The organism is Blastococcus tunisiensis, assembly GCF_900112815.1.
GTDB lineage: Bacteria > Actinomycetota > Actinomycetes > Mycobacteriales > Geodermatophilaceae > Blastococcus_B > Blastococcus_B tunisiensis.
On the sequence record NZ_FOND01000004.1, the window covers coordinates 103,931 to 128,842 of the forward strand.

Below are 24,912 nucleotides of genomic sequence, written 5' to 3' on the forward strand. Positions count from 1 at the left end.
GTGGAACGCTCAAGGCGTGATGGCGAGGACCCCCCAGCCCGGCCGGCATCCCGGGTCCTCCAGTGCCGAGATGTCCCGGCGCATGGGCCGCGTCAAGAAGCGCGACAACGGCCCGGAGATGGCCGTGCGTCGACTGCTGCACATCGCCGGCCTCCGCTATCGAGTGGCTTGGCCGGTCCCAGGCCAACGCCGGCGGACGATCGACATCGCCTTCACGCGCGCACGTCTCGCCGTCTTCGTCGACGGATGCTTCTGGCACGGCTGCCCTGTGCACGCGACGTCGCCGAAGGCCAACGCAGCCTGGTGGGTCGAGAAAATCTCGACCAACCGAGCCCGCGACGCGGACGTGACCTCGCAACTCGAGGAGATGGGTTGGACGGTGCTGCGCTTCTGGGAGCACGAGACGCCGGAGGGCGTCGTCTCAACCATCGTAGACCGGCTCGCGGCACCCGATGGCGCGTCGAGATCAGGGCGCTGACAACGCCACGTGCTCGTCGAGTGCCGACATGAAGTGCGGCGAGTACCGCAGACTGCTGCGCCGGAGTCGGTCGCGGAAACCCTTCGTCGCTCGGTGCGACAACGGCTCCTGGCCGTGTGTACGGAGGACGTCGGCCAGGTGTTGGTAACCAGGTGCCGGATATCGTGGCCACTCGGACACGCCGACTTCCCACGTCTTTCCTCCGACGTGACAGGCGGCCTTGGGCCAGACGCTGCCATCCACGTGCGGCGTCGCGCCGAGAGTGGCTGCGGGAGCGTCGCTGGCCAGCAGGCCCTCGCCGATCCAGCGAGCCACCGGGACGCTGACGGCGTTGCCCACCAGCTTCCACCGGTCGCGGGTCGGGGCATTCGCAGTCCACCCGGCAGGGAAGCCCTGGAGCACCTCCGCCGCTTCGATCGACGGCCGCACGATGCGCATGCCCGGCTCGTTGGCGCACATCCACACCGCCGGCGGGCTGGGGATGCTGACGGTCGTGGAGCCCTTCAACGTCGGCACGGCGTCGATCGCCCACCCGACACCGCGGTTGCCCTCGGTCCAGTAGAAGCCGTAGGCACTGTCCCGTGCGGCTCCGGAGGCTGCGCCGTCCGGCTCCTCGGAAGGTGCGTCGTCCCGGAACAGGACCGCTGCCGGGTCGTGCACGGCGGATGCGAGCAGGTACACACGCTTGCGGCGCTGCGGCAGCCCGAAGGAGCGGGAGTCGATGGTGCGGTAGGCCCACGCATAGCCCGCGGACTCCAGGGACGCAGTGATCTCCCGGATCGCCGCCCCCCGACCGAGCCGGAGCATGTTCGGCACGTTCTCGATCAGCACCCACTCGGGATGCGACGTCTGGAGGAGCTGGAGCACGTGACGGATCAGGCCGGATGCGAGGCCTTCCAGACCTGACGTGCGGCCCGCCTGCGACAGGTCGGTGCACGGGAAGCCAGCGGTGACGATGGTGGCATCGTGCAGATCCCGCAGACAGATGACGTCGCCGTTCAGGTCGGCGTCCTCGAAGTGGGCGGCCAGAACGGACCTCGCCGATGGCCACCACTCGTACAGCTCGGACGGCTCGTCGATGCCTGCCTGCTGCAGCCCTAGCTCCATCCCGCCGATCCCGGCGAACAATCCGAGGATCGAGTGCGTCACGGCGAGCAGCCTCCCACGGCAAACTCGGCCCGTGCTGCTCCGGCACACGTGACCAGAACTGGGCTCTCTCTTCGTGACGCCTCCTCGGCGCTCCCCGTTGCTGAACAGGTCAGATCAGTAGAGGCTCCGCCCGTGACCGGACTTGCCTCGGAGCAGTACGTCAGAGCGGCCGCCCTCGACTGGTTGAGCAGCGTGTCGCTCGACGGGACCATCCCGGTCACCCGTGCCCGGCTGCGAGACGACTTCCATGTTGGCGGTGACCGATTCCCGCTGGTCGACGCCGGCCGCGGGATCCGTCGTCCGAAGGGATGGTCGGCCGCGCTGAGCATCCTGACCGCGGCGCCGGAAGGCGCTCCGTCCCGGCCCTATGACGACTCCGAGGGCGCGGACGGGCTGCACCGGTACAAGCTCCGGCGAGACCAGCGAGGCGCCGCGGAGAACGAAGGGCTGCGTCGCGCCATGCTCGAGCAGGTACCGCTCATGTGGTTCTACGGCATCCGGCCCGGGATCTTCCAGGCCATCTTCCCCGTCTATCTGATCGGGGAGGAGCCGGACGAGTCGCAGTTCGTCATGGCCTTGACCGAGGAGCAACGCCAGATCTCACCGGGTAGTCGGGTGGAGGAGACGTTGCGGAAGTACCTGCTGACCATGACCCGGCGGCGCCTGCACCAGCCGGTCTTCGCGAGCCAGGTGATGGTGGCGTACGAGACCCGGTGTGCCGTCTGCTCGCTCAACCATCGAGAGCTCCTGGACGCCGCCCACATCATCCCGGACTCCGACCCGCGGGGAGCGGCGATCACCAGCAACGGCCTCGCACTCTGCAAGCTCCACCACGCTGCCTACGACCGTCACATCCTCGGGATACGACCCGACTACACCGTGGAGATCCACGACCGCCTGCTCGACGAGATCGACGGTCCGATGCTTCGGCATGGTCTCCAGGACCACCACGGGCGAGCGCTGATGCAGATTCCCACCCGCCGTGCGGATCGCCCGGACACGGATCGACTGATGGACCGCTACCAACACTTTCTCGCTGCGCGCCGTCCGTAGTGTGGTGCTCGAAGCCAAGAGCTGGTCAGGTACTAGCCCTGGTCGCCGAGCAGCTCATCCAGAGCTTCGACGATCACGTCCTTGGCGCCCGGGGCAGTCAGCGATGCCTCAGGTATGGAAGGTCGCTTCGCGTACCCGCGAACGGCCAAACCTGCGTACAGCGGGGTCACGCCTGGAAGCACCCGCAGTCGCTCAGCGAGTCGCTCCACCGCCTCGATAGGTAGCCCTGCCCCCCGGCGATGGATCCAGTCGAAGTTCATTGCCAGGACGCTGCGCCCTTCCGGGGCCGTGGAAATACTCCACACAGGGACGTCGATCCCGTGCGTTGAGAACCAGGCCGTGACGGACGGGTGCGCGCCTTCCCCCCAGTACCAGCGCGAGAAGAGCGGGTGACTGCGACCGTGTTCGTAGACGGCGGTGAGTACCTCTGCCGCAACTGGGCCACTGTGGTCGGCGATCGCCGACAGCAACTCTTGTTCGTTCCAGCGACGCCGGGAGCCTTCTGTCGCCTTGCGGCGGATGCCCTCCTGGCCGTAGACGGCGGGAACGAGCACCTCGACGCCTTCCTGCCCCATGTAGGTCAACTCGAGCGCGAGCACTTCGAACTCTGGCCGTGTCCGGTCGTTGAGGAACTCGATGATGCGCTTCAGCTCGTCAGTGATCGCGTCTACTGCGATGACCAGGCGCATGGCACCCGAGGCAAGGTTCCGGGTCACCGTCTCGCGCAACGACTCGGGGTCGAAGTCCCCACCCAAAGCGTCCGCCCGTCCCGCGAGGACCTCCACCAGAGATTTGCCTGCGCGAGCACGGAATGCCTCGTCGAGCTCGGCGTACGACATGCGCCAGATGCCGGATGCATAGGCCAATGTCTGGCCGACGACGCTTCGCCTGATCTCGGGGTTCGCACGCAGCTTGACCTCTACCACGGTGAGCTCACCGGTCAAGCTGACTGCGAAGAGATCCATGGGGCCTGTACCGGGCACGTACAACTGGCTCACGACCGCCAACGGCGAGCCGTCACCGCCGGGGAGGAGCTCGGGCGAATCCAGCAGCATTGTCTCGAGAGCCGCCTCGTCGGTGTAGCTCGTAACCGTCGGACGCTCCCACGAGCCTCCAGGCGTGCGGATGAGCACAGTCCCGTCACTCCCCTAAGTGGAAGGCGGTCGCCAACTGCTCGAGCGTGAAGCGGTTGCGGAGCTTGCAAGCACTGTTCTGGTTGGCGAACATGCCTTTCACCCAATAGGCATCCGACCGCGGGCGGGTTCGCTCCCACGTCACCGGGACGACGTACTCCCGGTGTTCCTCCCCGTTCGGGCGAGGCGGGTGCTGGTAGGCGGCCGCCAGCGGCTGGTCGGCCAGCTTCACGAGTTCCCCTTCGAGATCCACGACGGCATCCTCGAAGGGTCGCGCCTCTCCGGCTACCGTGCCGACACCCACGTACCCGGTCCCCGGGATGCATGCGAAGACCCGCGCGCCGATCGGCAGCTTGCGCAACGTCCGGGAGAACCACTCGGCGCCACCGGCGGAGACGAATCCGTACCGGCTTGCGTCCTCCCAGCTCCGATTGCCGCTCTCCTCGCCGAAGCTGACGTACCAGTCCTGTTCGTTCCACGCCTCCTTCGTGCCGCCCCGCCCGGCGCCAGCCTTCCTCGCCGGGGTCCGTGCCTCGTCCATCAGCCACGTCCGAGCCAGGTAGGCGCGCTCCCCGTCGTCGAAATACCGGAAGAAGACGACGTTGATGGGCACGCTGAAGTCGGACAGGTAGGCGATGATCCGCTCGGTGGCCGGGTCGACATCACCGGCGACCACGGTCAACCGGTGACCATCGTTGAGCTCTTCCGGCACATCGGCAGCGAAGGTGTCGGTCCATTCCTGCTCGAAAGCCACGCCAGGCTTGTAGTTGGCGAAGATGTCGATTACCTGCTCGTGGCTCAAACTCCGCACCCATGAGCCGTAATCGAGCAACTGGGCGACGACCTCGCGTGGAGTTCGGTCCCGTTTGAGCTCGAGGACGTGCAGAGCTCCCTCGTCATCGATGGCCAACAGATCGATGAACTTGCCGAAGTCCGTCGGTACCTGTCGACCGATGAGCAACAGCGGCGTACCGAGGATCGTGGGATCCGCCTCGATCATCGTCTCGAGTTGGGATTCGAGGGGCACGCCCGTAGCCGGGACCTTCACCGGCTTGCCGCCGTCGATTCGCCACAGCCCTACTTCCAGAGGCACTTGGTCGCTCCTACCTTGATTGCTATCGAGGGCGGCATCTTCGGTACTCCGCCTCCGTTACGACGTTGCATCGCCTGCCGGCGTCGCGGCTAGGTAGCGAACGGCCAGAGCGAACTCGCTGTGCCCTAAGCGCTTGTGTCCGCCTTGGAGCGACTGGCCCGTGAACCCTAGGTGGCTGAGTGGGACGCCGACCGCGCTCGGCACCTTGAGCCGCACCGTCACGTCATTGACCCACGGCCACCGTTCGCCCTCCTCCTCCGGCCTTCCGTCGCTCACGACGAAAGCAGGATCGCGGCGAGGAGAGTCGGTGACCTCGACGACGGCGCTACAACGGTGGGCGTCTTTGGCATAAATCAGGACGAGGTCACCGACCTGGAAAGAGGGCCGCCCCCGTTTGCTGCTCGAGAACCACGCCCCGGCGCCCCATGCTAGGTCCGCGGCCGCCTCGTCCTGATATACGGCTTTGATCCACAGATTCGCGCTACGCGCCTCCGCCAAGAGTCGATTGGCTTCCTCAAGGAACTGCGGTGGCTCAGCGTCGACGACCGGGGCCGACACGCTCGTGGGCAGGTTCTTCGCCAGCTTCTCGACACCGTCTATGTCGGCCTCGGTCACGATAGATGCGCTCCCCCACCAACCGTCGAAGTGCTTCGATGCCTCCTGCTGCTGGGTGCCGTCCAGCAGCACCCCGAGCTCAACGTTCGACTTGCCGCCGGTTCCTCCCAGGCCGGCGTCAGTCAGGTTGGCCGAGCCGATCAGCCCGAACGCGTCGTCACCGAGGAAGACCTTCGCGTGGAGTTGGGATAGCGAGCGCAGCTCGACCCCTGCTGCCAGGAGCTGCCGCAGCCCCTGAGTGCTCAGAGACCCATGCGCGATGGCAGCTGCGTCCAACTTCGTAAGAACCCTCCACGTCGCTGAACTCGCTTTCGCCAGCTGCGCCAACCGCGCAAGCACTCCGGCGCCCATGTACGGGCTGGCCAGACGTACCTCTGAATGGGCGGCCGCTAGTCCGGCCGACAACTCGTCATGTGCCTGGAGTACGAGGGTTTCCGTCATCGCCAGCCTTCATTCTCGTCCGGGTCATCGAGCTCTGACTGGCCTGCCGCCTAAGCGGTGCTCCCCCGCACGGGAAACGAGGCCTGACCAGCAGCACGACCTCTTGTCGGCATCGCTACTGGGCTGAACGACGCATCGACCACATCTGGGCGGGGCGCTCGGACTGCATGGCGACGTCCCAGGCCACCGCGCCGTTGACGACCTCCTTGCGGAAGTTGCCGACCGCCACCCGGGCCAGCTCCGGATCCGCCGCCACGCGGGCGGCGAGCTCCAAGGAACGCTTCTCCACCTCGGCGTCGTCCACCGACTCCCAGGCCAGCCCGAGCTCGCGGGCCTTGTCGCCGTTGATCTCCTCGCCGAACAGCGCCATCGCCGCCGCCGCCTCGCGGCCGATCAGCCGGGACAGGATGACGAAGTGCCCGCCGCCCGGGTGCATCCCGCGCTTGAGGAACCCGCACAGCAGCCGGGCGTCGCGGGCCACGATCCGCAGGTCGGTGGCCAGCAGCATGTTCGTGCCGGCGCCCACCGCCGAGCCGCGTACAGCCGCCACGGTCGGGACCTTCACCTGGCCGAGCCGGTAGAAGGAGTCGTAGATCTTGCCCATGCCCTCATAGGCCTCGGGTGCCGCCGGGTCCTCGCCGGCCGAGGTCAGCGTCGCGACGTCCCCGCCGGCGCAGAACGACTTGCCCACGGCCCGGATCACCAGCGCACCGACCTCCGGCTTGGCGTCCACCTCGTCGAACGTGGCGATCAGCTCGGCGGCCATCGCCGGGGTCAGCGCGTTGCGCCGGTCCGGGGCGTTCAGCGTCACGATCGCGACGCCGCCGTCCACCTCGAGCAGCACTTCACCGGATCCGGCCACGAGCCCACCTTCCTACCGAGCGGACCGGCCCCGACGCCGGCACCACCTCTCTGACAGGCATCAGACCACGCGCGTGCACCGCCCCGCGCAGGTGGCCAGAACTACGCGACGGCCGTCGCCGACTCCACCAGCCGGCACAGCGCGTTCACCTTCCGCAACTGGTCCGGCGTCCGCGCCGGCGCGTCCATAAGCAGCGGGCTCAGCACGACACATGCCAGCGCTTGCGCCCGCGACACCGCCACGTTCAGCCGGTTGAGGTCGTACAGGAACCCGATGCCCCGCGGAGCGTCGTCGGCGCTGGTACTGGTCATCGAGTAGATGACCACCGGCGCCTCCTGGCCCTGGAACTTGTCCACGGTCCCGACCCGCGCACCTTCGGGCAGCGCCGCCTTGATCAGCGCCACCTGCGCGTTGTACGGCGCGACAACGAGCACCTGCTCCGGCCCGATCAACGCCTCCTCGCCCAGGTGGTTGCGCCACGTCGAGCCCTGCACCGACCGCCACAGCCCCGCGACGACGTCCGCCTCCTGCTGGCTCTTGTCCGCCGCTGTCAGCTCGTGCCGGACCGGGTGCACCCGCAGACCGCTGCCCGACAGCGGCCCCTCCCCCAGCACCGCGACCCGGTCGCGACCGTCCGCCGCCTCCAGCCGGCCCTCGTACGCCAGGTCGGAGACGAACGCGGTGAGATCGGGATGCATCCGGTAGGAGCAGTCGAGGAAGACCCCGCGCTCGGTCGGGATGGTGGCGTGCCCGTCGAGCAGGTGCTCCAGCGCCGACGCCCCCGACTCCCCCGGGTGCACCGCCTGGCTCGGCTGGGCCAGCTGCTGCGGATCACCCAGCAGCACCATCGACCGCGCACCCCGCGCCACCGCGACCGCGTTGGCCAGCGAGAACTGCCCCGCCTCGTCGACCACCAGCACGTCCACGGCCTGCGCCACGTCCGCGCGGGTCCAGAACCACGCCGTCCCGCCGACCAGGTTCACGTCGCCGCTCACCAGCGCCGAGGCCACGAAGCCGTTGTCCGCAGACCACGCCACGTCGTCCGAGCCGCAGTGCTGGCTCTCGTCGCACTTCTGCAGCGCCGGCCGCCCGACCGCCTTCAGCAGGTTGCCGATCACCGCATGAGATGTCGCGGTGACGCCGATCTTCTTCCCGGCGTCCAGCAGCTCGCGGATCAGGGCAGCGGCCGCCGTCGTCTTGCCGCTGCCGGGCGGGCCCTGGATCGCCAGCACCTCGCCGTCGAGACTCAGTCCGAGCCGCACGATCGCGTCGGTCGTCGTCTCGCCCTCCCGCAGCTGTGTTCCCGCGGGAACGCGGCGCTCGACCAGCGCCTGGCCGAGGCAGTCGCGGCCGGCCAGCACGTCGTCCCCGGTCGCCTGGATCGCCTCGCGCAGGCTCTTGGTGTTCAGCGGACCGCCCGGCCCGAGTCCACGCGGGCGGGGCGGCTCCGTCGCCGTCGTCTTCAGCACCAGCCGCCCGGCCGTGGCGTCGAACTCGAAGACCTCGCCGACCTTCTTCGCGGTGTCCACGTCGAGCGCCTCGCCGGTGGAGACCTTCGTGTCCTGCACCGGGAACGAGTACTCGTACAGGTGGCTCCGCTTCTCCGGCCCCAGATACCGGACGAAGGACAGCCCGCCCAGCGCCGTGCCGTCCCGCTCTAGCTCCTCGGCGTCGAGGTCCTGGAGGCGGTAGACCTCCCACCATGCCGGGCGGTCCTCGCGGCGGTGCCAGCCGACGAGGTCGCCGAGCAGCTCGTGGCCGGCGTCGTGCAGGCGAGCAGTCAGCTCCAGCTCCGCGGCCTGGGCGTCGGTCAACTTCGCGTCGGGCGCCGAGGAGGTCAGCGTCGGCCGCGCCAACGACCCGTGCAGCGCCTCCAGCTCGGCGCGCTGCCGCTCCAGCCAGTCGTGCAGTTCGCGGGTCGAGTCGACGTCCTCCTTGTTGTACGACTCGATCGCGGCCAGCTTCGCGGCGTCGCCGTCGGCCAGCCACTGCTCGTAGACGAGCACGCTGCCGAGCCCGCTGGCCACCTCGCCCTCGTGCGACCGGCCGTAGAACGCCTCCACCTTCTTGATCGAGTACGACTCCTTGCTGATCCGCATCGACTGCCGGACGACGGGATAGAGGTCGACGAACCGCTCCTCGCGCAGCAGCTGGTCGAGCTCCGCCTCGCGCACGCCGTAGCCGCCGGTCAGCTTCTTGAGCGCCGTCACCTCGTAGGGCGCGTAGTGGTAGACGTGCATCTCCGGGTCGGCCTGCGCGGCGGCGACGATCCGATCGATCAGGTCGGCGACCATCTGCTTCTCCGCCGGCCGGTCGTGCGCCCACAGCGGTGTGAACCCGCCCGACCGGTCCCCCAGCCCGGCGAGGTACTCGATGCCCGCGCCGTCCTCGAACCAGGGGTCGCCCTCGAAGTCGAGGTACAGGTCACCGGGGCTGGGCGGCGGCAGCCGAAGAAGGCCGAGACCGGACACCGGCGGCAGCAGCGTCCGCGACGACTCCCCCGTCGTCCGCTCCTTGAGCTGCTCGGCCGCCTGCTGTTGCAGCCGGGTGCGCGCGTCCGCCCCGACGCCGGAGGACTTGAGCAGCTCCGGCGACGCGGTGGCCAGCGCCTCCAGCGTCGGGATGCCCGCCGCCCGCAGCAGGTCACGGTGGTCGCCGCGCATGCCGGCGACCAGGCCGAGGTCGTCGGCCTGCCGCAGTTCGCCGTTGCACCGGTCGGCCCAGCGGCACTGCTTGCAGTAGCCGATCGGCGAGGGTCCGGTCGCCGGCGGCGCGTCGACGAACGTCTCCAGCCGGGCTCGCGCGCGACAGGCGTACGCGGCGACGTCGATCAGCCGCCACGGCCGCGACTCGCCGTTCCCGGTGACGACGTGGATCCGCTGCGGCGCCACCCCCTGCAGCACGGTGAGCCGCTCGGCGTAGGTGGCCATCTGCAGCAGCGCCGCGACCTTCAGCTTCCGTGCCAGCTTGGTGTCGGCGATCTCGTACGACCAGTCGCCGAAGACCGGGGACGGCGTCTCGACGCGGAGCAGGAAGTCGGCCTGTCCGCCCCAGGCGCCGTCGAAGAACGTCCCCTGGTAGACGACGTCGACCCCGCGGCGCATCGCCTCGACGGTCGCGGCCTCCGTCCGGCGGCGACCGTCGACGTCGAACGCCGTCTCGATCTCGGCGACCGACTTCCCTGCCGCCACCAGCGAGGCCAGGTACTTCTTCTCGTGCTGGAGGCCCCGGTCGAAGACGAACTGCAGCTCGTCGGTCGTCTCGACGTCCGGCGCCGCCCACTCCCCCGCTGCCACGCCCAAGTCCAGGAACGTCAGGTGCCGGCACTCCTGGTGGGAGGTGAGATCGGTCGGACTCAGCACCAGCCGTCCGTCGAGTCGCTGCATCGCCCCGTGCCTCCCGATCGCCGTCGCCCGGCAGCCTGCCGTACGCACCTGCTGCCACGTGGATAGCGGACGCCTCCGACACGAACCGGGGCGCTGGGGCACCCACGCAGCCTGGTCCACCCGGACGGAGGAGTCCGGCCACCGATTGACCGGCGGAGTGCCCGCCGCCACGATGGCCGGACCGAGCAGGTCGTCGAGCGACCTGCCGCCCGCCGGTCGATGACGACGAGGGAAACCATGACCACCACGGACACCGTCCAGATTCTCCACCTCGGTGGTTCCACCATCGGCTACCGGTTCGGGAAGGCCTACGACTCGTCGCTCCCGACGCTGGTGATGGTCAACTCCTTCAGCACCTCCGCCGAGCTGTACCGGCCCCAGTTCGCCGACGAGAAGCTCTCCGCCACGGCCAACCTGCTCGCCGTCGAGCCCTACGGCCATGGCCGGACCCGCGCCACCTATGGGCAGTTCACCTACTGGGACTCCGCCATCGCGGGCCTGCAGGTGCTCGACGCACTCGGTATCCCGCAGGCGTTCGTCCTCGGCACCTCGCAGGGAGGATGGATCGCGGCGCGCATGGCCATGCTCGCCCCCGATGCCGTCACGGGCATCATCCCGCTGGGGACCTCGATGGACTTCGAGAGCCAGCGCAGTCGCGAGCTGGGGTGCTGGAACGGCCTCGAGTTCTGCACGCCGGCCATCGACGCCCTCGCCACCCCCGTCGGCGACGACTGGGTCATCCCGCTCGAGCTCGTCGACGCCGTCCTGCCGGAGGGCTTCGGCGAGGACGTGCCGGCCGAGGAGCGCACGTTCTGGCACGAGACCCACCAGCAGAACTACGCCGGCGACGACGGCCGTGAGCGGCTCCGGATCGCCAGCATCAACCTGCGCGACCGGGACGGCCTGCACGGTCGGCTGGACAGCGTGCGGTGCCCGGTCCTGTGGATGCACGGCACGGCCGACCGCGTCTACTCGGTGCCGAACGCCGAGGCCGAGATCGAGCTGTTCGTCAACAGCGCGGACGCCGAGCTCCGCGTCGTCGAGGGGGGCCACCACTTCCTCAGCGCGACGCACCCGGCCGAGGTCGATGCCGCCGCGGTCAAGTTCATCACCCGCTGGAGGTAGCGCACGGCCGCCGGCACCCAGGCGGCCGCGTTAGACTCGACGGCGTCCAGAACGTGTAACTACCTGCTGTCGGCCTCGCCCGGCGGATCAAGGCGGCACGCCCGTCCATCCCCCGAGGTCATGACGCTCTCCCGACTCACCGAGTCCCCGCTCGTCCGGTCCGCCGGTTTCTCCTACTTCCCGATCGCCTTCGTCGCGCGGCTGCCGTTCGCGATGATGGTCGTCGGGGTGCTCACCCTGGTCGTCGCCGAGCGCGACTCGGTGGCCCTCGGCGGGCTCAACGCCGCCGTCGCCGGCATCGGCACCGCGCTCGCCGGCCCGCTGCTGGGCGCCGCCGCCGACCGGCTCGGCCAGCGCCGGGTCCTCGTCCCGCTCGGCCTGCTCAACGCGGTCCTGCTCGGCGCCTTCGTGCTCGTCGTCGGAAGCTCCGCTCCCGACCTCGCCGTCCTCGCACTGTCGGTGCTCATCGGCGCCAGCGCGCCGCAGGTCGCCCCGCTCTCCCGCACCCGCCTGGTCGCGATCATCAAGAACAAGATCCAGCCCGACCGCCGGGAGACGCTGCTCAACGGCACCATGGCCTACGAGTCCGCCGCCGACGAGATGGTCTTCATCGTCGGCCCGTTCCTCGTCGGGCTGCTCGCCACCGCCATCGCCCCCTGGGTCGCCATGGTCGGTGCCGCCGCGCTCACCTTCGTCTTCGTCACCGCCTTCGCCCTGCACCCGACCGGCCGGCTGCAGCCCGGCACGGCCGGGCAGCGCGGCAACCAGGCCCCCGCCCGCGAGCTCGCGAGCTGGCCGCTGATCACCGTCGTCGCCGGCACCCTCGGCGTCGGCCTCTTCTTCGGCGCCACCCTCACCAGCCTCACCGGCTTCCTCGCCGCCACCGGGGACGGCGACCGCGCCGGCCTCCTCTACGGCGTCATGGGCATCGGCTCCGCCGCACTGGCCCTCGGCTCGGCGGCCCTCCCCGCACGGTTCCCCCCGAGGGCCCGCTGGCTCGTGTTCGGCGGCCTGCTCCTAGCCGCAGCCATCGGCTACGCCACGGCCCGCTCGGAGACCGGCCTGCTCGTCGCCCTCGGCATCCTCGGATTCGGCATCGGCCCGACCCTCGTCGCGCTCTACAGCCTCGCCGCCGCACTCAGCCCGGCCGGCCGCTCGGCCACCACCATGACGATGCTCGGCTCCGCCGTCGTCGTCGGCCAGGCGGTCGCCTCCGCCGTCACCGGCGCGCTCGTCGACCTCCTGGGCCCGGAGACGGCGCTGGCTCTCCCCGCTCTCGCCGCGGCGCTCGTCGTCGCCGCCGGCCTCGCCCACCGGGCCCCGGCCCCGCGGCCGGCCGAGCCGGTCAGGGACCTCGTCGACGCCTGAACCGGTGCCGGCGACCAACCCGCAGCGTTACCCGATCGTGACCTCTGTTTGACGGATCGGACCGGCGCAGGAACCGTGGGAGCTGCAGGCATCACGTCCCCGCCACCGGCTGCACGCCGGACCGGCCGACCGCTCAGCGGCGCCCGGGCGGGCCGTCCAGACATCCGCCGCAACCTCCCGAACGCAGACCACAGCAGGTTGCGGCGTACCCGAACGAGAGGACTGCACCAATGCTGACCATCACTCCCGACGCCGCCACCGCCGTCCGCGCCATCGTCGAGGCCTCCGAGGTCCCCACCGAGGCCGGCGGCCTGCGCATCGCCAAGGACGCCGAGCAGCAGGCCCTCGCGCTCAGCCTCGCCGCCGTCCCGGCCGAGGACGACACCGTCGTCGACGCCGCCGGTGCGCGCGTGTTCCTCGACCAGCAGGCCGCGCAGCTGCTCGACGACAAGGTGCTCGCCGCCGGCTCCGACGAGCAGGGCCGCGTGCAGTTCGGCATCGGCGAGGCGCCGACCGCCTGACCGCTCCCCCGCACGAACCGACGGCCGGCGTCCCCACTGCGGGGCGCCGGCCGTCGCCGTGCCACGGCAGCACGCCGGCCCCGGTGGGGCAGCCGGCGACATCGGGTCGTCGATCGACCCGACTCCCGGCGCTACGTTGCGCCCGTGGACACCGACTCCCCGGAGGGCGCCCGGCCGGCACGGGGCCGCCTGGCACGGGCGGCCCGGCTGGCCGCGCTCCCGGCGGCGCACGCCGGCCGCACCGCCGTCGGGCACGGCAAGCGGATCGGCGGCCGGCCCGCCGAGGCCGTCACCGCGCAGGTGCAGCAGCGCACCGCCGCCCAGCTGTTCGCCACCCTCGGCCAGCTCAAGGGCGGCGCCATGAAGGTGGGCCAGGCGCTGTCGGCGATGGAGGCAGCGCTGCCCGACAACCTGGTCGAGCCCTACCGCGAGGCGCTGGTCCGGCTGCAGGAGGCGGCCCCGCCCATGCCGGCGGCGATGGTGCACACCCAGCTCGACCGTGCCTTCCCCGGCGGCTGGACGCGGCACCTGCGCGACTTCGACGACCGGCACGTCGCCGCGGCCAGCATCGGCCAGGTGCACCGCGCCACCTGGTCCGACGGCACCCCGGTCGCGGTGAAGGTCCAGTACCCGGGCGCCGCCGATGCGCTGCTCACCGACCTGCGCATGCTGCAGCCGCTGGCCCCGATCATCTCCGCCGCGATGCCCGGGCTCGACGGCCGGGAGCTGATCGCCGAACTCCGCACCCGCCTGGTGGAGGAGCTCGACTACGCGCGCGAGGCCGAGGCCCAGACCGCGTTCGCCGACGCGTACCGCGACGACCCGGACATCACCGTCCCCGACGTGCTCGCAGCCGAGGGCGTCGTGCTGGTCACCCGCTGGCTCGACGGCACCCCGCTGTCGCAGGTCATCGCCTCGGGCACCCGACCCGACCGGGACCGCGCCGGGCTGCTGCTGGTGCGCCTGCTGCTCTCCGCCCCCGTCCGCGCCCGACGGCTGCACGGCGATCCGCACCCCGGAAACTTCCGGCTGCTCCCCGACGGGCGGCTCGGCGTCCTCGACTTCGGCGCCACCGAGCCCCTGCCGACCGGCTGGCCCGCACGGCTCGGACCGCTGCTGGCCGCCGGCCGGGACGGCGACGCGGGGGCGCTGCACCGCATCGCGGCATCGGCCGGCCTGCTGCATCCCGACAAGGTCGACCCGCCGGCCCTGCTGGCCCTGCTCGGCCCCTACCTGGAGCCGCTGCGCACGCCCGAGCACCGGTTCACCCGCAGCTGGCTGCAGGAGCAGACCCGCCGTGCGTCCGACCCGCTCAGCAGCACCGCCCGCACCGAGCGCCGGCTGACCATCCCGCCCCGGCACCTGCTGCTGCAGCGCGTCGCGTCGGGGCTGGCCGGCGTGCTGTGCTCGCTCGGCGCCACGGTGGCGGTGGACGCCGAGGCCCGCCGATGGCTGCCGGGCTACGACGATCCAGCCGGACGCCGACGGGACTGACACCAATGCGTCGCATTGTGCAAGCAGACTGCTAGCATTTGGGCATGCGGACGCTGTACCTGCGCAACGTGCCCGACGACGTCGTCGCGCGCCTCGAGAGCCTCGCGGAGCGCCACGGCATGTCGGTGAGCGCGCTGGCCCTCCGCGAGCTGACCGAGGCGTCCCGGCGCGCCGACAACCCCCGACTGCTCGCCGAGCTGCCCGATCTCGGCATCCCCACCTCGACCATCGTGGAGGCCCTGGACGCCGACCGCGCCACGCGGTGATCGTCGTCGACGCGTCAGCCGCCGTCGCCGCGCTGCTGAACGCCGGCCAGGCCCGAACAGCGGTCTCCGGCGAGGCGGTGCACGCACCGCACCTGATCGATTCCGAGGTCGCCCAGGCTCTCCGGCGCCTGGTGCTGCGCCGGGAAATCGGCGCGGACGACGGGTGGGTGGCCCTGGACGCCTGGCGTCGGCTCGGCGTCGTCCGTCACCCCGTCGCCGGCCTGCTCGACCGGGTCTGGCAGCTGCGGGAGAACGTGTCCGCCTACGACGCCTCCTACCTCGCCCTCGCCGAGGCGCTCGGCGGCAGTCTGCTGACCGCGGACGCGCGGCTCGGTCGCGCTCCCGACCTCCGCTGCCCGGTCACCGTCGTCCCCCGCTGACCGCACCGCAGGGCCTCGACCAGTGCCGGCTGCGACGACGGTCGGCCGACTACTCGGGCGTGACGTAGGCCCCGGAGATCCCGCCGTCCACCAGGAACGTCGACGCGGTCATGAACGACGAGTCGTCGCTGGCCAGGAAGGCGACCGCGGCGGCGATCTCCTCCGGCTCGGCGAAGCGGCCCAGCGGCACGTGCACCAGCCGGCGCGCCGCCCGGGCCGGGTCGGAGGCGAACAGCTCCTGCAGCAGCGGGGTGTTCACCGGTCCCGGGCACAGCGCGTTGACCCGGATGCCCTCGCGGGCGAACTGCACGCCCAGCTCCCGGCTCATCGACAGCACCCCGCCCTTGGAGGCGCTGTAGGAGATCTGCGACGTCGCCGCGCCCATGACCGCCACGAACGACGCGGTGTTGATGATCGACCCCTTGCCCTGGCGCTGCATGTACGGGATCGCCGCCTTGCAGCACAGGAACACCGACGTCAGGTTCACCTGCTGCACCCGCCACCAGGCGTCCAGCCCGGTCTCCAGGATCGAGTCGTCGTCCGGCGGGGAGATGCCGGCGTTGTTGAACGCCACGTCCACCGAGCCGTAGGTGTCGTGCGCCGCGGCGAACAGCGCCGTGACGTCCGACTCGCTGGTCACGTCGGTGCGCACGAACAGGCCGTCGACCTCCTTCGCCGCGGCGGCGCCGGCCGCCTCGTCGACGTCGGCCACCACCACCCGCGCCCCCTCGGACGCGAGCCGGCGCACCGACGCCAGCCCGATCCCGCTCCCCCCTCCGGTGATCACCGCGACCCGGCCTGCCAGACGCTCCATCAGGACTCCTCCGTGCTGAGAAAGACGTTCTTGGTGTCGGTGAACGCGGCCAGCGCGTCCGGGCCCAGCTCGCGGCCCAGCCCCGACTGCTTGAAGCCGCCGAACGGCGTCGCGTAGCGCACCGACGAGTGCGAGTTGACCGACAGGTTCCCGGCCTCCACCCCGCGCGAGACCCGGAAGGCCCGGCCGACGTCGCGCGTCCAGATCGAGCCCGACAGCCCGTACTCGGAGTCGTTGGCGATCCGCACGGCGTCGTCCTCGTCGTCGAAGGGGACGACGGCGACCACCGGGCCGAACACCTCCTCCCGCAGCACCGGGTCACCGGCATCAGGGGTGAGCACCGTCGGCGGGAACCAGAACCCCGGGCCGGACGGCGCGCTCCCCCGGTAGGCCACCCGCGCGTCGTCGGGCACGTAGGACGCGACCTTGTCGCGGTGCGACGCCGAGATCAGCGGGCCCATCTCCGTCACCGGATCGGCCGGGTCGCCCACCCGCAGCCCGGTCACCGCCGGCTCCATCAGCTCCAGGAACCGGTCGAACACCGACCGCTGCACCAGGATCCGCGACCGCGCGCAGCAGTCCTGCCCCGCGTTGTCGAACACCCCGCCGGGCGCGCTGGCCGCCGCCTTCTCCAGGTCGGCGTCGGCGAACACGATGTTGGCGCTCTTGCCGCCGAGCTCCAGGGTCACCCGCTTCACCTGCTGGGCGCAGCCGGCCATCACCTGCTTGCCCACCGCCGTCGACCCGGTGAAGGTCACCTTGCGCACCAGCGGGTGGTCGACGAACCGCTGCCCCACCACCGAGCCCTTGCCCGGCAGCACCTGGAACACGTCGTCGGGCAGGCCCGCCTCGCGGGCCAGCTCGCCGAGCCGCAGCGCGGTCAGCGGCGTCATCTCGGCCGGCTTCAGCAGCACACAGTTGCCCGCGGCCAGCGCCGGCGCGAAGCCCCACACCGCGATCGGCATCGGGAAGTTCCACGGCGCGATCACGCCCACGACGCCCAGCGGCTCGGAGAAGGTGATGTCCACGCCGCCGGCCACCGGGATCTGCCGGCCGAACAGCCGCTCGGGTGCGGCGGCGTAGTACTCGAGCACGTCGCGCACGTGCCCGGCCTCCCACCGCGCCGCACCGACCGGGTGCCCGCTGTTGCGCACCTCCAGCGACGCGAGGTGCTCGACGTCGGCGTCCACCGCGGCCGCGAAGCGGCGCAGCAGCCGGGCCCGGTCGGCGGGTGCCACCCGCCGCCAGGAGGCCGAAGCGGCGGCCGCGCGCTCGATCGCGCGGTCGGCATCGGACGCCGACGTCAGCACCACCTCCTGCAGGGCCTGCTCGTCGGCCGGGTTGACCAGCTGGATCGTGCTCGTCACGCGTTCCCCTCGATACGGATGTCCGCCGAAGCGGCGTCGACCAGACTGCGGAACAGCCGCAGGTCGTCCGCCGTCTGCTCGGGATGCCACTGCACCCCGACGGCGAACCGCGGCCCGCGCAGCTCCACCGCCTCCACTGTGCCGTCCTCGGCGTGGCCGACCGGAACCAGGTCCGGTGCCAGCTCGCCGACCGCCTGGTGGTGGTAGCACTCCACCTCGACCTCGTCCCCCAGCAGCCCGCCCAGCAGGCTGTCCGCGTCGAGCCGCACCCGGGTGCGCCCGAACGTCGCCGGCGCCGGCCGGTGCCCCTCGTGCCCGACCACCTCCGGCAGGTGCTGCGCCAGCGTGCCGCCCAGGGCCACGTTGAGCACCTGCATGCCGCGGCACACCCCGAGCACCGGGACGTCGGCGGCCAGCGCTGCGTGCAGCAGCGTCTCCTCGGCCGCGTCCCGGACGGCGGAGGTCCCGCCCGTCCGCGGGTGCGGCTGCGCGCCGTACCGCGCCGGGTCGACGTCCCCGCCGCCGCTGAGCACGAGCCCGTCGAGCACGTCCAGCACGCCGGGGTCCACCTCCGGCAGCGGGGGCAGCAGCAGCGGCGTCCCCCCGGCCCGGACGACGACGTCGAGGTAGTCCCGCGGGATCAGCGCCGCCTCGTGGTCCCACACCCCGTGCCGGGCGGGCATGAGGTAGGTCGTCACCCCGATCCGGGGACGGCGGTCAGAGCCGTTCGAAGCCACGCACCCGCTCCCAGTCGGTGACGGCGGCGTCGAAGGCGGTGACCTCGACCCGCGCGGCGTTGACGTAGTGGTCCACGACCTCCGGGCCGAACGCCTTCCGGGCCACCTCGCTGCCCTCGAGCAGGTCGGCCGCGTCGCGCAGCGTCGTGGGCACCCGCGGCTTGTCCGAGGTGTACGCGTTGCCGGTGAGCGGATCCTCCAGCGGCAGCTCGTTCTCCAGCCCGTGCAGCCCGGCCACGATCAGCGCGGCCACGGCGAGGTAGGGGTTGACGTCGCCGCCGGGCAGCCGGTTCTCGAACCGCAGCGACTCGCCGTGCCCGACCACCCGCAGCGAGCAGGTCCGGTTGTCCACGCCCCAGGCCACCGCAGTAGGCGCGAAGCTGCCCTCGGCGAACCGCTTGTAGGAGTTGATGTTCGGCGCGAGGAGCGCGGTCAGCTCCGGCAGGCAGGCCAGCTGCCCGGCCAGGAAGTGCTCCATCAGCGGGCTGAACCCGTGCGGGCCGTCCCCCGCCATCGCCGAGCGGTCGTCCTCGCCGCGCAGGCTCAGGTGGATGTGGCAGGAGTTGCCCTCCCGCGCGTCGAACTTGGCCATGAAGCTCAGGCTCATGCCCTGCTGCGCCGCGATCTCCTTGGCGCCGGTCTTGTAGACGACGTGGTTGTCGCAGGTGGAGAGGGCGTCGGCGTAGCGGAAGGCGATCTCGTGCTGGCCGAGGTTGCACTCCCCCTTGACCGACTCGACGTAGAGCCCGGCGCCGGTCATCCCCCGGGCGATGCCGCGCAGCAGCGGGTCGAGCCGGCCGGTGCCGATCAGCGAGTAGTCGACGTTGTACTGGTTCGCCGGCTCCAGGTCGCGGTAGCCGCGGCGCCACGCCTCCTCGTAGGACGTGGCGAAGGCGAAGAACTCCAGCTCCGTGCCGACGTGGGCGGACAGCCCGCGCTCGGCCAGCCGGTCCAGCTGCGTCCGCAGCACCTGCCGGGGCGAGGGCCCGACCGGCCGCTCGTCGAGCCACAGGACGTCGCACAGCACCAGCGCCGTCCCGGGGTGCCAGGGGACCATCCGCAGCGTGCCGAGGTCCGGGCGCAGCGCGAAGTCGCCGTAGCCGGTCTCCCAGGAGGTCATGGCGTAGCCCTCGACCGTGTTCATCTCGACGTCGACGGCGAGCAGGTAGTTGCACGCCTCGGCGCCGTGCGCGAGCACCTCCTCCAGGAAGTACCGCGCCCCGCAGCGCTTGCCCTGCAGCCGCCCCTGCATGTCGGTCATGGCCACGAGCACGGTGTCGACGTCGCCGTGCTCGACGAGCCTGCGCAGCTCGTCGACGGACAGCGGTGCCGGGGGTCGATCCACGTCGCCTCCTCGGGCGGGTCGCCGTCCCTGGGGACGGGCGCACCCTGCAACGGGCCAGTCGAAGCCCAATAGGAGTGCATCGAACAGCCCGCGCGGGTGCCCCGTCAACGCCGGTCGCACCGACCCTTGACAGCGCACCGGCCGGCCACCACGCTTCCGGCCACGCATCTGCTCCAAAGGTCCACCTCGAGCCCCATTGCCCGCCGCCGGCGGGCCCACAGCCGGGAGAGCCCATGGCCGATCGCCGACACGTCCACGGTGCCGACTACGAGCAGATGGGTGCCGACTACCTGCACCAGCGCCAGCTCAAGTCGGGCGCCGCCGGCTGGGTGCTGCTCGCCGGGCTCGGGGTCGCCTACGTCATCTCCGGTGACTTCGCCGGCTGGAACTTCGGCCTCGCCGAGGGCGGCTGGGGCGGCCTGCTGATCGCCACCGTGCTGATGGCGATCATGTACACCGCGATGGTCTTCGGCCTCGCCGAGCTCGCCGCGGCGCTGCCGGTCGCCGGCGCCGGCTACGGCTTCGCCCGCCGGGCGATGGGCCCGCTGGCCGGCTTCGCCACCGGCACGGCGATCCTCATCGAGTACGTCATCGCCCCGGCGGCGATCGTGGTGTTCATCGGCGGCTACGTCGAGGCGCTCGGCCTGTTCGGGCTGACCAGCGGCTGGCCGGTCTACCTGGCCTGCTACGCGATCTTCGTCGGCATCCACCTGTACGGCGTCGGCGAGGCGCTGAAGCTCATGTTCGGCATCACCGCCATCGCCGTCGTCGCGCTGGCCGTGTTCGTCGTCGCGATGATCCCGCAGTTCGACGCGTCGAACCTCTTCGACATCGAGCCCACCGCCGCCGCGGGCGCCAGCGACTTCCTGCCGTTCGGCTTCGCCGGCATCATCGCCGCTTTCGTCTACGGCATCTGGTTCTTCCTGGCGGTCGAGGGCGTGCCGCTCGCCGCCGAGGAGTCGCGCGACCCGAAGCGGGACATGCCCCGCGGGATCATCGCCGCGATGATGGTGCTGCTCGTCTTCGCGGCCCTCATGCTGGTCACCGCACCCGGTGGCGCCGGCTCCTCTGCCATCGCCGAGTCCGACAACCCGCTCCCCGAAGCCCTCCGGGCGGCCTACGACGGCAACACCTGGATGGCCGACTTCGTCAACTACGCCGGCCTGGCCGGGCTGGTGGCGAGCTTCTTCTCCATCGTCTTCGCCTACTCGCGGCAGCTGTTCGCGCTCTCGCGGGCCGGCTACCTGCCGCGCTGGCTGTCGCGCACCGGCGCCCGCCGGACGCCGTACCTGGCCCTGATCGTGCCGGGCTCCATCGGCTTCCTGCTCGCCGCGATCACCCAGGACGGCGCCCTGCTGATCAACATCGCGGTGTTCGGCGCGACGGTGTCCTACGTGCTCATGACGCTGGCGCACATCGTGCTGCGCAAGCGCGAGCCCGACCTGCACCGGCCGTACCGGACACCCGGCGGCGTCGCGACGACGGGCGTCGCACTGGTGCTCGCCCTGGCCGCCGTCGTGGCCACCTTCTTCGTCGACGTCAAGGCCGCCGGCATCACCGCGGCCATCTTCGTCGCGGCGCTCGTCTACTTCTGGTTCTACAGCCGGCACCGCCTGGTCGCCAACGCCCCCGAGGAGGAGTTCGAGGCCGTCAGCCGGGCGGAGGCCGAGCTCGCCGGCGACTGACGCCGCGCGGACCGATGACGCTGCGCGGCGCCGACGAGGCGCTGTTCCGGCCGATCCGCGGCGGCAACGCCTTCGAGGAGACCGTCGAACGGCTGCTGTCCACGCTGCGGCTCGGCGTCGTCGCCCCCGGCGGGCGGTTGCCCCCGGGACGCGAGCTCGCCGCCCGCCTCGGGGTGAGCCGGGCGACGCTGCGCGAGGCGCTGGCCACGCTGCAGACCGCCGGGTACCTGGAGTCCCGGCGCGGCCGGTACGGCGGCACGTTCGTCGTCGCCACCCCTCCTCCCGGGGCCGGGCCCACCCCCGGCGGCCGTTCCGCGGCGGGGATCGACGACGTCCTGGCGTTCCGGCAGGTGCTCGAGTCGGGCGCGGCGGAGGCGGCCGCGGCCCGGTCGCTGACCCGCGCCGACCGCGAGCACCTCTCCGCCCGGCTGGCCGGGTGCACCGGCTCCGGCGCGCCGGACTACCGGCGCCTGGACTCGCGGCTGCACCTGGCCGTCGCCGAGGTGGCCGGCTCGCCCTCCCTGACGACGGCGGTCGTCGACGTCCGCTCCCGGGTCAACGAGCTGCTCGACGCGATCCCGCTGCTGGCGCCCAACATCGAGCACTCCGACCGCCAGCACGCCGCGATAGTCACCGCGATCCTCGCCGGCGACCCGGCCGGCGCGCGGAAGGCCATGACCGATCACCTGGCCGGCACCGCGGCACTGCTGCGGGGCTTCCTGACCTGACCGCGGGCCCGACCCGCGTGCCACCGGCGCGCACCGCCGTCTTGCCGCCGCCGTCCGGCGCGGGCGATGCTGGCCCATGGCCGTAGCCGAACAGCCCTTCCGCTCCGTCGAGGAGACGCCGGCCACGACCCGCAAGGTGGACCGGGCCTACTACGAGGGTGAGCTGGCCCGGCTGCAGGTGGAGCTGGTCAAGCAGCAGGAGTACATCCGCGCCCGGGGTCTCCGGGTGGTCGTGATCTTCGAGGGCCGCGACGCCGCCGGCAAGGGCGGGGCCATCCAGCGGATCACCGAGACCCTCAACCCGCGTGCCGCCCACGTCGTCGCGCTGCCCGCGCCGACCGAGCGCGAGAAGACCCAGTGGTACTTCCAGCGCTACGTCGCCCACCTGCCCGCGGCCGGCGAGATGGTCCTGTTCGACCGCTCCTGGTACAACCGCGCCGGCGTCGAGCGGGTCATGGGCTTCGCCACCGACGCCGAGGTCGAGGAGTTCCTCCGCTCCGCCCCGGAGTTCGAGCGGATGCTCATCCGCAGCGGTATCCAGGTGATCAAGTACTGGTTCTCGGTCAGCGACACCGAGCAGGAGAAGCGCTTCCAGGCCCGCGTCCAGGACCCGACCAAGCGCTGGAAGCTCAGCCCGATGGACCTGGAGGCCCGCAACCGCTGGGTCGACTTCTCCCGGGCCAAGGACGCGATGTTCGCCGCCACCGACATCCCGGAGGCCCCGTGGTGGGTGGTGGAGGCCGAGGTCAAGAAGCGGGCCCGGCTCAACGTGATGACCCATCTGCTCGCCCAGGTGCCCTACGAGGACCTCACCCCCGAGGCACCGCGGCTGCCGCCCCGGCCGCCGATCGACCGGGACTACGTGCGCCCGCCCATGGAGAGCCAGAACATCGTGCCCGACGTCGTCCCCTGACCCGGCCGGCCGCGGGGCGCGGACGCCCGTTGACAGTTCCCCGTACCGGAGAAGCATGGCCTGCGCGGCGACGCCGCAGGGGCGCCGCGCCAGTCCCGGAAGGGGGGCGTCATGTACGCCCGTACCACCACTCTCACCGCCGACCCGACGCGCATGGACGACGGCATCGCCGACGTCCGCGACAACGTGATGCCCGCCGTCTCCGACATGGACGGTTGCGTCGGCCTGTCGATGCTCGTCGACCGCGACTCCGGCCGGTGCATCGTCACGACCGCCTGGGAGACCGAGGAGGCGATGGCCGCGACCCGTGACCGGGTGACGCAGATGCGCACCCGCGCCACGGAGCAGTTCGGCGGCTCCGACCCGCAGGTGCAGGAGTGGGAGATCGCCGCCGTGCACCGGCTGCACCCCGCGACCGACGACTCCTGCGCCCGCGTGACCTGGAGCCGCACCGACCCCGGTCAGGCCGACCGCGTGATCGACGCCTTCCGCACCGCGATCGTCCCCCGGATGGACGACGTCCCCGGCTTCTGCAGCCTCAGCCTGATGGTCGACCGGCGGACGGGCATGAGCTCGCTGACCTCCGTCTACGCCGACCGGTCGGCCATGGACGCCACCCGTGACCAGCTCGCGAGGATGCGCGACGAGTTCGCCCAGCAGATGGGCCTGCAGGTCACCGACGTCGCCGAGTTCGAGGTGGTCCTCCACCACCTCCGCGTGCCCGAACTCGTCTGACCGTCCCGCGCCGGCCTGGTCGCGCCTCCTCCGCCGGCAGCCCGACCGCCGGCGGAGGAGGACGCCGCCCGGCCCCGAGCCGCGTCAGGCAGAGCTTTCCCGGCCGGCGCCGTCCGGAAGCCGGGCGACCCGGACGGGCAGTTCGGTCAGAGAACGCTGTGCACGCGAGCACGGCCCGCTCGGACGAGCGACGTGGCCGCTTCCGAGGCGGCGGTGGCCGCCGCGATGGTGATCGGCTGAGCGTTGTAGCGCTGCCGCTCCCGGTCGCGCCGCATGCGGTCGTAGTGCCGCGATGCGGCATTCTCCGGCGGGTTGTCGAACACGGCCGCCAGGAACCGGCCGAGCGCGTCGTGCTGGCCAGCGCCGTGCGGGGTCCGGTAGCCGTACGCCGCCAGCATGGCCTCACCGACGTCGTGCGCGGCGTCGTAGGCGAGGTTGTACCGATTCTGCGCGTGCCGGACGTTCGGCAGGTCGGAAAGGGCCGTCTCGGCCTGCTCCAGGAACGCCACACAACGGCGCTCGTCGACCGGGACGCGCTCGAGCCGGCGCGCCCCCACGAGAGCGTCGACGCTGCGCTGCTGCTCGGTCGACAGCGGAGTCACGGCCACGGCAGGTCACCGATGACGGGCACGGTGGGGCTGTCCCGGACCTGGGCGAGAAAGCCGCTGCGTTCCCCCAGCTCCTCCGGCGTCATGATCGTCGGATTGATCTCGCGGCCGACCTGGTCACCCACCCGCCGGCAGGCCTCGTAGACCACCATGAGGTCGGGCATGCCCACGACCATGAGGTCGATGTCGTTCGGCGACGTCCCGTGCTCGCCTCGCATCCGGGCAGCGAACGAGCCGTAGAGGAAAGCCGTCTCCACACCCGCGATGTCACTCAACTCGGCGGCCAGCAACGGAACGGGACCGGCGGAGACCAGGAGCAGGTCCCTGACCGGCTGGGTCAGCGGCGAGCCGGGATTGGGGCGGACGAATCGGGCCTGACCGACCCGGCGTTCACTGAGCAGGCCGGCGTCGAGCAGCCGCCGCACCTCTCGGTGCACCGTGCCGTAGGCCAGCCCGGCCCGCTGGGCGAGCTCGTTCAGATTGAGCTCGTCCGCGGCGGACAGGAAGAGCTCCGCCAGCAGCCGCGCCTGCCCGTCCGACCGGAAGAGGGGGGCGACGAGAGGCGGTGCTGTTCTCACAAAGTTGGATATTCCTATCCATTAAACGGAATCACAAC

The 24,912-nt window shown here is 71.5% G+C and carries 24 protein-coding genes; 12 read left to right on the forward strand and 12 right to left on the reverse strand.

Features of this window, described 5'->3' with window-relative positions; genetic code table 11:
- Positions 1–70 precede the first annotated feature (70 nt).
- Positions 71–478, forward strand: coding sequence for a very short patch repair endonuclease (locus BM142_RS06610; RefSeq protein WP_217640615.1), 408 nt, complete (start codon positions 71–73; stop codon positions 476–478).
- Here BM142_RS06610 and BM142_RS06615 read toward each other — a convergent pair.
- Positions 467–1,627, reverse strand: a complete 1,161-nt coding sequence (locus BM142_RS06615) for a DNA cytosine methyltransferase (protein WP_092195988.1) — start codon at positions 1,625–1,627, stop codon at positions 467–469. The two genes, BM142_RS06610 and BM142_RS06615, sit on opposite strands and share 12 nt — an antisense overlap.
- A gap of 132 nt (positions 1,628–1,759) precedes the next feature.
- Here BM142_RS06615 and BM142_RS06620 point away from each other — a divergent pair, with 132 nt between their 5' ends.
- Positions 1,760–2,680: an HNH endonuclease gene (locus tag BM142_RS06620; RefSeq protein ID WP_092195989.1), complete on the forward strand. Its 921-nt coding sequence runs from the start codon at positions 1,760–1,762 to the stop codon at positions 2,678–2,680.
- 32 nt (positions 2,681–2,712) lie between these two features.
- Here BM142_RS06620 and BM142_RS06625 read toward each other — a convergent pair whose 3' ends face one another.
- The 5 genes from BM142_RS06625 to BM142_RS06645 all read right to left on the reverse strand — a co-directional run bounded on the left by BM142_RS06625 (position 2,713) and on the right by BM142_RS06645 (position 10,210).
- Complete coding sequence (locus BM142_RS06625) at positions 2,713–3,813, reverse strand: PDDEXK family nuclease (protein WP_092195990.1); 1,101 nt, start codon at positions 3,811–3,813, stop codon at positions 2,713–2,715.
- Between the two features lie 7 nt (positions 3,814–3,820).
- The gene (locus tag BM142_RS06630; protein WP_092195991.1) at positions 3,821–4,906 is read right to left on the reverse strand and encodes an endonuclease NucS domain-containing protein; all 1,086 of its coding nucleotides are present in this window, start codon (positions 4,904–4,906) and stop codon (positions 3,821–3,823) included.
- A 57-nt stretch (positions 4,907–4,963) separates the two neighbouring features.
- Positions 4,964–5,962 (reverse strand): phospholipase D family protein, encoded by a 999-nt coding sequence (locus BM142_RS06635; protein ID WP_092195992.1) that lies wholly within the window; start codon positions 5,960–5,962, stop codon positions 4,964–4,966.
- Positions 5,963–6,077: 115 nt separating this feature from the next.
- Positions 6,078–6,824: an enoyl-CoA hydratase/isomerase family protein gene (locus BM142_RS06640; RefSeq protein WP_092195993.1), complete on the reverse strand. Its 747-nt coding sequence runs from the start codon at positions 6,822–6,824 to the stop codon at positions 6,078–6,080.
- A 101-nt stretch (positions 6,825–6,925) separates the two neighbouring features.
- The gene (locus tag BM142_RS06645) at positions 6,926–10,210 is read right to left on the reverse strand and encodes a TM0106 family RecB-like putative nuclease (RefSeq protein ID WP_092195994.1); all 3,285 of its coding nucleotides are present in this window, start codon (positions 10,208–10,210) and stop codon (positions 6,926–6,928) included.
- Positions 10,211–10,447: 237 nt separating this feature from the next.
- On the opposite strand from BM142_RS06645, the gene BM142_RS06650 reads away from it, so the two are divergent.
- The 6 genes from BM142_RS06650 (at position 10,448) to BM142_RS06675 (ending at position 15,364) form a co-directional block, all read left to right on the forward strand.
- Positions 10,448–11,335, forward strand: a complete 888-nt coding sequence (locus BM142_RS06650; RefSeq protein ID WP_092195995.1) for an alpha/beta fold hydrolase — start codon at positions 10,448–10,450, stop codon at positions 11,333–11,335.
- Positions 11,336–11,455: 120 nt separating this feature from the next.
- The gene (locus BM142_RS06655) at positions 11,456–12,703 is read left to right on the forward strand and encodes an MFS transporter (protein ID WP_092195996.1); all 1,248 of its coding nucleotides are present in this window, start codon (positions 11,456–11,458) and stop codon (positions 12,701–12,703) included.
- A gap of 230 nt (positions 12,704–12,933) precedes the next feature.
- Entirely contained in the window at positions 12,934–13,224 is a 291-nt protein-coding gene (locus BM142_RS06660) for a Fe-S cluster assembly protein HesB (protein ID WP_092195997.1), read from the forward strand.
- A gap of 144 nt (positions 13,225–13,368) precedes the next feature.
- Positions 13,369–14,718, forward strand: coding sequence for an ABC1 kinase family protein (locus tag BM142_RS06665; RefSeq protein ID WP_092195998.1), 1,350 nt, complete (start codon positions 13,369–13,371; stop codon positions 14,716–14,718).
- A 44-nt stretch (positions 14,719–14,762) separates the two neighbouring features.
- The gene (locus tag BM142_RS06670) at positions 14,763–14,984 is read left to right on the forward strand and encodes a FitA-like ribbon-helix-helix domain-containing protein (protein ID WP_092195999.1); all 222 of its coding nucleotides are present in this window, start codon (positions 14,763–14,765) and stop codon (positions 14,982–14,984) included.
- Complete coding sequence (locus BM142_RS06675; protein ID WP_092196000.1) at positions 14,981–15,364, forward strand: type II toxin-antitoxin system VapC family toxin; 384 nt, start codon at positions 14,981–14,983, stop codon at positions 15,362–15,364. Before BM142_RS06670 ends, BM142_RS06675 begins: the two co-directional genes overlap by 4 nt.
- A 49-nt stretch (positions 15,365–15,413) precedes the next feature.
- Here BM142_RS06675 and BM142_RS06680 read toward each other — a convergent pair whose 3' ends face one another.
- From BM142_RS06680 to BM142_RS06695, 4 genes are read right to left on the reverse strand one after another with little or no spacing between them, the layout of a single operon-like run.
- Positions 15,414–16,178: a 3-oxoacyl-ACP reductase gene (locus tag BM142_RS06680; protein WP_092196001.1), complete on the reverse strand. Its 765-nt coding sequence runs from the start codon at positions 16,176–16,178 to the stop codon at positions 15,414–15,416.
- Positions 16,178–17,545, reverse strand: a complete 1,368-nt coding sequence (locus tag BM142_RS06685; RefSeq protein WP_092196002.1) for an aldehyde dehydrogenase family protein — start codon at positions 17,543–17,545, stop codon at positions 16,178–16,180. The genes BM142_RS06680 and BM142_RS06685 overlap by 1 nt, the downstream gene beginning before the upstream one ends.
- Positions 17,542–18,243, reverse strand: a complete 702-nt coding sequence (locus BM142_RS06690; RefSeq protein WP_217640616.1) for a gamma-glutamyl-gamma-aminobutyrate hydrolase family protein — start codon at positions 18,241–18,243, stop codon at positions 17,542–17,544. Before BM142_RS06690 ends, BM142_RS06685 begins: the two co-directional genes overlap by 4 nt.
- Before the next feature lie 19 nt (positions 18,244–18,262).
- Positions 18,263–19,627 carry a glutamine synthetase family protein gene (locus tag BM142_RS06695; RefSeq protein WP_092196004.1) on the reverse strand — a complete coding sequence of 455 codons (1,365 nt, stop codon included), beginning with the start codon at positions 19,625–19,627 and terminating at the stop codon, positions 18,263–18,265.
- Between the two features lie 233 nt (positions 19,628–19,860).
- On the opposite strand from BM142_RS06695, the gene eat reads away from it, so the two are divergent.
- From eat to BM142_RS06715, 4 genes are all read left to right on the forward strand, one after another.
- On the forward strand, positions 19,861–21,312 hold the full coding sequence (eat, locus tag BM142_RS06700; RefSeq protein WP_092196005.1) for an ethanolamine permease: 1,452 nt from the start codon (positions 19,861–19,863) through the stop codon (positions 21,310–21,312).
- 14 nt (positions 21,313–21,326) lie between these two features.
- Positions 21,327–22,040, forward strand: a complete 714-nt coding sequence (locus tag BM142_RS06705) for a FadR/GntR family transcriptional regulator (protein ID WP_092196006.1) — start codon at positions 21,327–21,329, stop codon at positions 22,038–22,040.
- 76 nt (positions 22,041–22,116) lie between these two features.
- Positions 22,117–22,953 (forward strand): polyphosphate kinase 2, encoded by an 837-nt coding sequence (gene ppk2 / locus BM142_RS06710; protein WP_092196007.1) that lies wholly within the window; start codon positions 22,117–22,119, stop codon positions 22,951–22,953.
- A 111-nt stretch (positions 22,954–23,064) separates the two neighbouring features.
- Positions 23,065–23,688: an antibiotic biosynthesis monooxygenase gene (locus BM142_RS06715; RefSeq protein ID WP_092196008.1), complete on the forward strand. Its 624-nt coding sequence runs from the start codon at positions 23,065–23,067 to the stop codon at positions 23,686–23,688.
- A gap of 146 nt (positions 23,689–23,834) precedes the next feature.
- On the opposite strand, the gene BM142_RS06720 is transcribed toward BM142_RS06715, so the two are convergent.
- Both BM142_RS06720 and BM142_RS06725 read right to left on the reverse strand, forming a co-directional pair.
- Positions 23,835–24,296, reverse strand: a complete 462-nt coding sequence (locus BM142_RS06720; RefSeq protein ID WP_092196009.1) for a hypothetical protein — start codon at positions 24,294–24,296, stop codon at positions 23,835–23,837.
- Positions 24,287–24,874 carry a helix-turn-helix domain-containing protein gene (locus BM142_RS06725; RefSeq protein WP_092196010.1) on the reverse strand — a complete coding sequence of 196 codons (588 nt, stop codon included), beginning with the start codon at positions 24,872–24,874 and terminating at the stop codon, positions 24,287–24,289. Before BM142_RS06725 ends, BM142_RS06720 begins: the two co-directional genes overlap by 10 nt.
- Positions 24,875–24,912: the final 38 nt, after the last annotated feature.

What these genes read in the sequence shown, in the direction of transcription:
- BM142_RS06610 (WP_217640615.1), top strand. Translation starts at nt 71, where the DNA reads ATGTCCCGGCGCATGGGCCGCGTCAAGAAGCGCGACAACGGCCCGGAG.
- BM142_RS06635 (WP_092195992.1), bottom strand. Translation starts at nt 5,962, where the DNA reads ATGACGGAAACCCTCGTACTCCAGGCACATGACGAGTTGTCGGCCGGA.
- BM142_RS06645 (WP_092195994.1), bottom strand. Translation starts at nt 10,210, where the DNA reads ATGCAGCGACTCGACGGACGGCTGGTGCTGAGTCCGACCGATCTCACC.
- BM142_RS06650 (WP_092195995.1), top strand. Translation starts at nt 10,448, where the DNA reads ATGACCACCACGGACACCGTCCAGATTCTCCACCTCGGTGGTTCCACC.
- BM142_RS06655 (WP_092195996.1), top strand. Translation starts at nt 11,456, where the DNA reads ATGACGCTCTCCCGACTCACCGAGTCCCCGCTCGTCCGGTCCGCCGGT.
- BM142_RS06660 (WP_092195997.1), top strand. Translation starts at nt 12,934, where the DNA reads ATGCTGACCATCACTCCCGACGCCGCCACCGCCGTCCGCGCCATCGTC.
- BM142_RS06670 (WP_092195999.1), top strand. Translation starts at nt 14,763, where the DNA reads ATGCGGACGCTGTACCTGCGCAACGTGCCCGACGACGTCGTCGCGCGC.
- BM142_RS06680 (WP_092196001.1), bottom strand. Translation starts at nt 16,178, where the DNA reads ATGGAGCGTCTGGCAGGCCGGGTCGCGGTGATCACCGGAGGGGGGAGC.
- eat (WP_092196005.1), top strand. Translation starts at nt 19,861, where the DNA reads ATGGCCGATCGCCGACACGTCCACGGTGCCGACTACGAGCAGATGGGT.
- BM142_RS06705 (WP_092196006.1), top strand. Translation starts at nt 21,327, where the DNA reads ATGACGCTGCGCGGCGCCGACGAGGCGCTGTTCCGGCCGATCCGCGGC.
- ppk2 (WP_092196007.1), top strand. Translation starts at nt 22,117, where the DNA reads ATGGCCGTAGCCGAACAGCCCTTCCGCTCCGTCGAGGAGACGCCGGCC.
- BM142_RS06715 (WP_092196008.1), top strand. Translation starts at nt 23,065, where the DNA reads ATGTACGCCCGTACCACCACTCTCACCGCCGACCCGACGCGCATGGAC.